Consider the following 6,062-nt stretch of genomic DNA (forward strand, 5'->3'; position numbering starts at 1 on the left):
TCAGAATCCGAGGTAGGCGTGTCGGAGGGCGGGGTCCGCGGCGATCTGCGAGGCGGGCCGGTCGGCCACGACCTCGCCGAGGGCGAGCACGACGCCGCGGTCGGCGACCGACAGGGCGCCGGTGACGTTCTGCTCGGCCAGGAGCACGGTCAGGCCGGTGCGTTCGGCGGTGTCGCGGAGCACGCCGAGCAGCTGGGACACCACCAGTGGTGCGAGACCGAGCGACGGTTCGTCGAGCAGCAGGACTCGTGGCTGCGCGACCAGGGCGCGGGCCAGGGCGAGCATCTGGCGTTCGCCGCCGGAGAGGGTGTGTCCGGCGGCGTCGCGGCGGCGGGCGAGCGGTTCGAACAGGTCGTACATCGCTTCGACGGCGCGGGTGCGGGCCGGTCCGCGGTGGCGCCAGAGCGCGCCGAGCCGGAGGTTCTCCTCGACGGTGAGTTCGACGACGACGCTGCGGCCCTCGGGCACGAGCGCGAGGCCGCGTCGCACGCGGTCCTCGGTGGCGGTGCCGGTGAGGTCGGCGCCGTCGAGCAGGACGCGGCCGCCGCGCTCGGTCACCTGCCCGGTGAGGGTGCGCAGGAGCGTGGTCTTGCCGGCGCCGTTGGCGCCCAGGAGCGCGACGACGGCGCCGTCGGGCACCTCGAGGCTGAGGTCCTCGATGACCGGTGCGCCGTCGCCGTAGCCGACGGTGAGGTGCTGGCAGGTCAGGGAGCTCATGAGGCCGCCTCCAGTCCGAGGTAGGCCTCTTCGACGGCGGGGTCGGCGCGGACCTGGTCGGGGGTGCCGGCGGCGATGACCTTGCCGAAGTCGAGGACGACCACGCGGTCGGCCACGTCCATGACGAAGTCGACGTGGTGCTCCACGAGCAGGACCGCGCATCCGCCGGCGGCCACGCGCCGGACGGTGGCGGCGAGTGCTTCGATGTCGGCCTCGCCGAGTCCGCCGGCGGGCTCGTCGAGCAGGAGCAGCCCCGGTTCGGTGGCCAGGGCCCGGGCCAGAGCGACGCGTTTGCGTTCGGGGTAGGGCAGGGTGCCGGCGGGGTGGTCGGCCAGCGGCGCGAGGTCGAGTTCGGCGAGGACGGCGCGGGCCCTGGCCGCTTTGCCGGACGCGGGGCCGCGGAGGCTGGAGAGCGGCGCCAGGACGTTCTCGAGGACCGTCATCCGGTCGAACAGGCCGAGGCCCTGGAGGGTGCGGGAGACGCCCGCGGCCAGCAGTCCGGTGGCCGAGGACGGCGCGGGCCGCCCGGCGATCCGCACGCTCCCGTTCCTGGGGCGGACCAGGGAGCAGACGGCGTTGAACAGGGTGGTCTTGCCCGCGCCGTTGGGTCCGATGAGTGCGACGGTCTCGCCGTCGCCCACCGTGAACGACACGTCATCGAGGGCGGTGAGGCCGCCGAAGGCGACTTCGAGGCCGTTGACCTCGAGTCGGGGCACCGCACCGGGTGGAGGGGTCGTGGTCGTCATCGTCGTGCTCGGCACCTCTGTGTGTGGGAGTAATGTCAGTCACTTTACATGAAATACCGACCGGACGGTATGTCGTGGGCGGAGGGATTCGATTGCGATACGGACACGCCCGGCCGAGCCCGCCTCAGCGGTGCGGAATGCCCGTGGTCATGCCGCCGTCGATCACGATCTCAGTGCCGGTCACGTACGCCGAGGCGTCGCTCGCCAGAAACAGGACCGCACCGGTCAGATCACCCGGGAAACCCGGCCGCGACAGCGGGATGATCAGCGAATCCGGATCGATCCGGGTCGTCATGTCCGTGTGGATGAAACCCGGATGGATCGAATTCACGCGAATCCCCGACGGCCCCAACTCCACGGCCAGGGACTTCGACAGCCCCCGCACCGCGAACTTCGAGGCCGTGTAGCCGTGCAGGTGGACACTGCCGCGCAGCCCCTCCACCGAGGAGACGTTGACGATCGAACCGCGCCCGGCGGCCTTCATCGCCGGCACCACGGCCCGACAGCCGAGGAACGTGCCGGTCAGATTGACACCGATGACGGCGTCCCACTTCTCCAACGAGAAATGCTCGATCGGGGCGGCATTGGCGATCCCGGCGTTGTTGACCAGCACGTCGACCGCGCCGAACGCCTCGAGGGTCTCCTCGACCGCGCTCGCCCACGCCGCCTCGTCGGTCACATCCAGCTCGGTGAACCGGACACCCTCGCCCAACTCGGCGGCCAACGCCTTGCCCTCATCGGCGAGAACGTCGGCGACCACCACGCGCGCGCCCGCCCCGTGCAGCTCCCGCACATACGCCTCGCCGATGCCGCGCGAACCGCCGGTCACGATCGCGACCCGTCCGTTCAGATCCGTCACCGCTCCAGCCCCCTCACTCGGCGACCCGGACCACGAGCCGGCCGGTCGTCTTGCCGCCGGCGAGCCGCTGAACCGCGGCCGCGGCCTGGTCGAACGGCACGGTCTCGGCCACCACCGGGCGGACCGAGCCGTCGTCGGCCAGACGCGTGAGCTCCTCGTGGGCCCGCTCGACCAAGTCCGGGCGGCGCTGCTGGTACAGGGCCCAATGCAGGCCCAACACGCTGTAATTCTTCACCAAGGCGTGGCCCGGGTGCACCGCCTGCTGCTCACCGCCGGCGAAGCCGACCACCACGATGCGGCCCTCGAAGGCGACGCACCGCGTCGAACCTTCGAACGCGGCGCCGCCGACCGGATCGAACACGACATCCACGCTGCGGCGGGTCTGCTTGATCGCGGTCACCCAGTCGTCATCGCGCATGTGGACCTCATGGGCACCGGCGGCTTCGGCGACCTCGGCCTTGGCGGGGCCGCCGACCACGCCGACGACCGTGGCACCGGCGGCGGCGCCCAGCTGGCAGGCCGCCGTGCCGACGCCTCCGGCGGCGGCGTGGACCAGGAGGGTCTCGCCGGGGCGGATGGCGGCGCGGCGGTGCAGCCCGAACCAGGCCGTCTGGTAGGCGATGGTGAGCGATGCGGCGGCCGCGTCGTCGAGCGACGCGGGCGCGGGGCGGACGGCCTGGGCCGGGATCGAGGCGTACTCGGCCATGACGCCGATCTTGGAGCCGACGACGCGCTGGCCGACTTCGAGGCCGGTGACGCCCTCGCCGAGCGCGGCGATGTCGCCGCACAGCTCGATGCCGGGGATGAACGGCAGTTCGGGGCGGACCTGGTACTGGCCGCGGGCCAGCAGCACGTCGGGGAAGTTCGCGGCCACGGTGCGGACGCGCACCAGGACCTCGCCGGGCTCCGGCTCGGGCACGGCGGTCTCGTCCAGGGCCATGACCTGCTCGGGTTCGCCGTGGGCGGTCACGTGCCAGGCTCGCATGGTCTCAGTCATCGGTCCTCCTGATCGCGCGCAGGAACAGCTCGGTGATCTGCCTGGCGACCTCGTTCTTGTTCTCGGGTCCTTCGGGCGAGTACCAGTGCGAGAGGTAGTGCACGTCGGAGAAGAAGTGCGCGATGAGCACCGAGACGGGGACGTCGTCGCGGAAGGCGCCTTCGGCCTGGCCTCGGGTGATGAGCTCGGCGAACTCGTCGTGGTACTCGCGGCGGCGGCGCTTGACCTCGAGCTGGCGCTCGGGGGTCAGCATGTGCTGGCTGCGGAAGAAGACGGTGCCCTCGGGCAGGAAGTCGATGGAGGTGACCACCACGTCCTCGCACACGGCCCGCAGCACCTCTTCGGCCGGTCCGCCTTTGGCGGTGATCTCGTCGAGGCGCGACTTCTGCAGCGAGAGCATTCGCTCGTAGATGGCGAAGAGCAGGTCGTCCTTGGAGGTGAAGTAGTGGTAGAGGGCGCCTTTGGTGACGCCCGCGGCCTCCACGATCTGCTGGACGCTCGTGGTGGCGTACCCCTGGGTGGCGAACAGGTCCAGGGCCGCCTTGAGCACCTGGTCGGCGACGGATGAAGTCCTCATGGCCCCCATCATTCACCCAACCGGCCTGATGCTGGCGCCGCCGTCGACGAGCACGGTCTGGCCGGTGATCCAGGCGGCGTCCTCGGACAGCAGGAACGCCGCGGGGCCGGCAACGTCGTCGGGCACGCCGAGGCGCGCGAGCGGGTAAGCGCGGGCGACCTGCTCTTCGCGGCCTTCGTAGAGTGCCCTGGAGAGCTTGGTCTTCACCACCGCCGGGGCGAGCGCGTTGACGCGGATCGCCGGGGCGAGCTCTTCGGCGAGCTGGACGGTGAGGTTGATGAGGGCGGCTTTGGAGACGCCGTAGAAGCCGATGTTGTCGCTGGAGGAGGTCCCCGAGATCGAGGCCATGTTGAGCACCGACCGGAGGTTCCCGGCGGCCGCGGCTTCGCGGGTCCATTCCAGGGCCGCGAGCACGTTGACTTCGAAGATCTTGCGGGCGACGTCGGCGTCGAGCTCGGTGAGCGGGCCCCAGGCAGGGTTGATGCCGGCGTTGTTGACCATGTGGTCGATGCGGCCGAACCGTTCGAGCGCGTGCGCGACGGCCTCGGCGCGGTGGTCGGCGTCGTCGGCCTTCCCGGCGATGCCCGAAGCGTGCTCGTGCCCGAGCGACGCTACCGCTTCGTTGAGGGTGTCGCGGTCGCGGCCGGTGATGACCACCGACGCGCCCTCCGACACCAGACGTCGGGCGATGGCGAGGCCAATGCCTCGGCTCGCTCCGGTGATGATGGCTACTCCGCCTTCGAACCTGTGCACGCGCACCTCCGTACCGACTGGTCGGTTTGAAGGTACCATGTGCTGCGTTCCAGAGCAACGACTCGGCTCGGCTGGTTTCGATTGGACGGTCTCGGGTTGCGGGTGTGTGGGTGGTGCGGGTGGTTTGGCGGCGACAAAGAGGTAGAGGGATGGGCAGGGTCGTGTCTTCGTGGCCGGGACCAGCGGCGGGCGGGGCCTGTTTGGAGTGTCGCTCGGCTTTCTGTTTGGGCTGCAGGCGGTTCGGGGTCGGAACGTGAAAGTATTCGCACCCTAAGAGTGACGACAAACCGCCCCTGACCTGGGATCATTGAAGTATCAGGCGAACAAGCCACCGGAAACCGGCAGCACGTTCGAACACCGGACACCGCGAGAGAGGGGTGTGGCACATGGCAGGCAACCGGCCCAGCAGCGAAAAGCGATCGGTCAAGTCCGAGGCCATCCACGCCAGCCTCGACAGGGCCGCCGCCCTGATCAATTCGGTGCACGCTCGTGTGCTGGCCGAGGTGATCGAGGCCCAAGCCTGGCGGATCCACCGCGAGGTCGACGGCTACTCCGCGGTCCGGGCCTGGCTGGTCGCGAAGTTCGACTTCACCAACAGAACCGCCGCCGACATCGCCGCCATCGCCCGCACCGCCCGCAAGTTCACGGTCTTGACCGAGACGGCGGTCTCCGGGCGCGCCCGGATCGATGCGGTCGCCGCCGCGGCCCGCAGACTCGAACAGACCAAGGCGATGCGCGACTACGCCACCGCCCCGTACCGCGAGCCGGTCCCCTCCCCCTTCAACCCCGAGATCCGGTGCGCTTCTCCTGAGGTGTTGATCGCCCAGTACTGCGCGCACACCAGCGTCCAAGCCGTCCACGCCCTCCTGGATGAGATCCAGGCGGCCCTGGATTCGGGTGAGGAGGTCTTGGACGGGTTGGCTGAGCAGTCGCTGCAGCGCCTGGACCTGGCACCGATCGGCAACGGCATGTGGGACCTGCGCGCCACCCTCACTTCAGAGACCGGCCAGATGCTCGCCAAAGCCCTCAACACCGCCGTACCACCACCCCGCCAAGACGAGACCGACCAGACCACCGGGCTGCTGCCCCCAGCGGCGAACCGCCGCGCTGAGGCGTTGCATCAGGTCCTGGCCGTGTACGGGGCCGACCCGAAAGCGCACACCCGGCACGGGCACACCACCCAACTCCACCTGACGGTCGACATCGACACCCTGCGCGGCGAGGACACCGGCCGGGTGCCGATGCTCGAAGGCACACCGATCAGCCTCGCGAAGGCGCGGCTGTTGGCTTGCGATGCCGGGATCATCGTCCCCAGTGTGTTCGACTACACCACCGGCGAAGCGGTCGAGCTGGGTCGGGCCGAGCGCCTGCCCACCGTCGCGCTGCGCCGCAAACTCGAGCTCGAGCAGCCCT

The 6,062-nt window shown here is 70.3% G+C and carries 7 protein-coding genes; 1 reads left to right on the forward strand and 6 read right to left on the reverse strand.

The genetic code is table 11. From position 1 onward, the window contains the following. From ACYVL2_RS13250 to ACYVL2_RS13275, 6 genes are all read right to left on the reverse strand, one after another. Entirely contained in the window at window positions 1–717 is a 717-nt protein-coding gene (locus ACYVL2_RS13250) for an ABC transporter ATP-binding protein (protein ID WP_460544021.1), read from the reverse strand. Further along, window positions 714–1,463, reverse strand: a complete 750-nt coding sequence (locus tag ACYVL2_RS13255; protein WP_460544023.1) for an ABC transporter ATP-binding protein — start codon at window positions 1,461–1,463, stop codon at window positions 714–716. The genes ACYVL2_RS13250 and ACYVL2_RS13255 overlap by 4 nt, the downstream gene beginning before the upstream one ends. Window positions 1,464–1,587: 124 nt before the next feature. Then, on the reverse strand, window positions 1,588–2,322 hold the full coding sequence (locus ACYVL2_RS13260; protein WP_460544024.1) for an SDR family NAD(P)-dependent oxidoreductase: 735 nt from the start codon (window positions 2,320–2,322) through the stop codon (window positions 1,588–1,590). A 13-nt stretch (window positions 2,323–2,335) separates the two neighbouring features. Then, the gene (locus ACYVL2_RS13265; protein ID WP_460544026.1) at window positions 2,336–3,319 is read right to left on the reverse strand and encodes an NADPH:quinone oxidoreductase family protein; all 984 of its coding nucleotides are present in this window, start codon (window positions 3,317–3,319) and stop codon (window positions 2,336–2,338) included. Then, on the reverse strand, window positions 3,312–3,896 hold the full coding sequence (locus tag ACYVL2_RS13270; RefSeq protein ID WP_460544028.1) for a TetR/AcrR family transcriptional regulator: 585 nt from the start codon (window positions 3,894–3,896) through the stop codon (window positions 3,312–3,314). The genes ACYVL2_RS13265 and ACYVL2_RS13270 overlap by 8 nt, the downstream gene beginning before the upstream one ends. A gap of 12 nt (window positions 3,897–3,908) precedes the next feature. After that, window positions 3,909–4,688, reverse strand: a complete 780-nt coding sequence (locus tag ACYVL2_RS13275) for an SDR family oxidoreductase (protein WP_460544030.1) — start codon at window positions 4,686–4,688, stop codon at window positions 3,909–3,911. Between the two features lie 347 nt (window positions 4,689–5,035). Between ACYVL2_RS13275 and ACYVL2_RS13280 the strand changes: the two genes are divergently transcribed. Further along, window positions 5,036–6,062: DUF222 domain-containing protein (locus ACYVL2_RS13280; protein WP_460544032.1), on the forward strand; the 1,027-nt coding region annotated here is incomplete at its 3' end.

The organism is Glycomyces halotolerans (genome assembly GCF_054779575.1).

What these genes read in the sequence shown, in the direction of transcription:
- ACYVL2_RS13250 (WP_460544021.1), bottom strand. Translation starts at nt 717, where the DNA reads ATGAGCTCCCTGACCTGCCAGCACCTCACCGTCGGCTACGGCGACGGC.
- ACYVL2_RS13255 (WP_460544023.1), bottom strand. Translation starts at nt 1,463, where the DNA reads ATGACGACCACGACCCCTCCACCCGGTGCGGTGCCCCGACTCGAGGTC.
- ACYVL2_RS13265 (WP_460544026.1), bottom strand. Translation starts at nt 3,319, where the DNA reads ATGACTGAGACCATGCGAGCCTGGCACGTGACCGCCCACGGCGAACCC.
- ACYVL2_RS13270 (WP_460544028.1), bottom strand. Translation starts at nt 3,896, where the DNA reads ATGAGGACTTCATCCGTCGCCGACCAGGTGCTCAAGGCGGCCCTGGAC.
- ACYVL2_RS13275 (WP_460544030.1), bottom strand. Translation starts at nt 4,688, where the DNA reads ATGGTACCTTCAAACCGACCAGTCGGTACGGAGGTGCGCGTGCACAGG.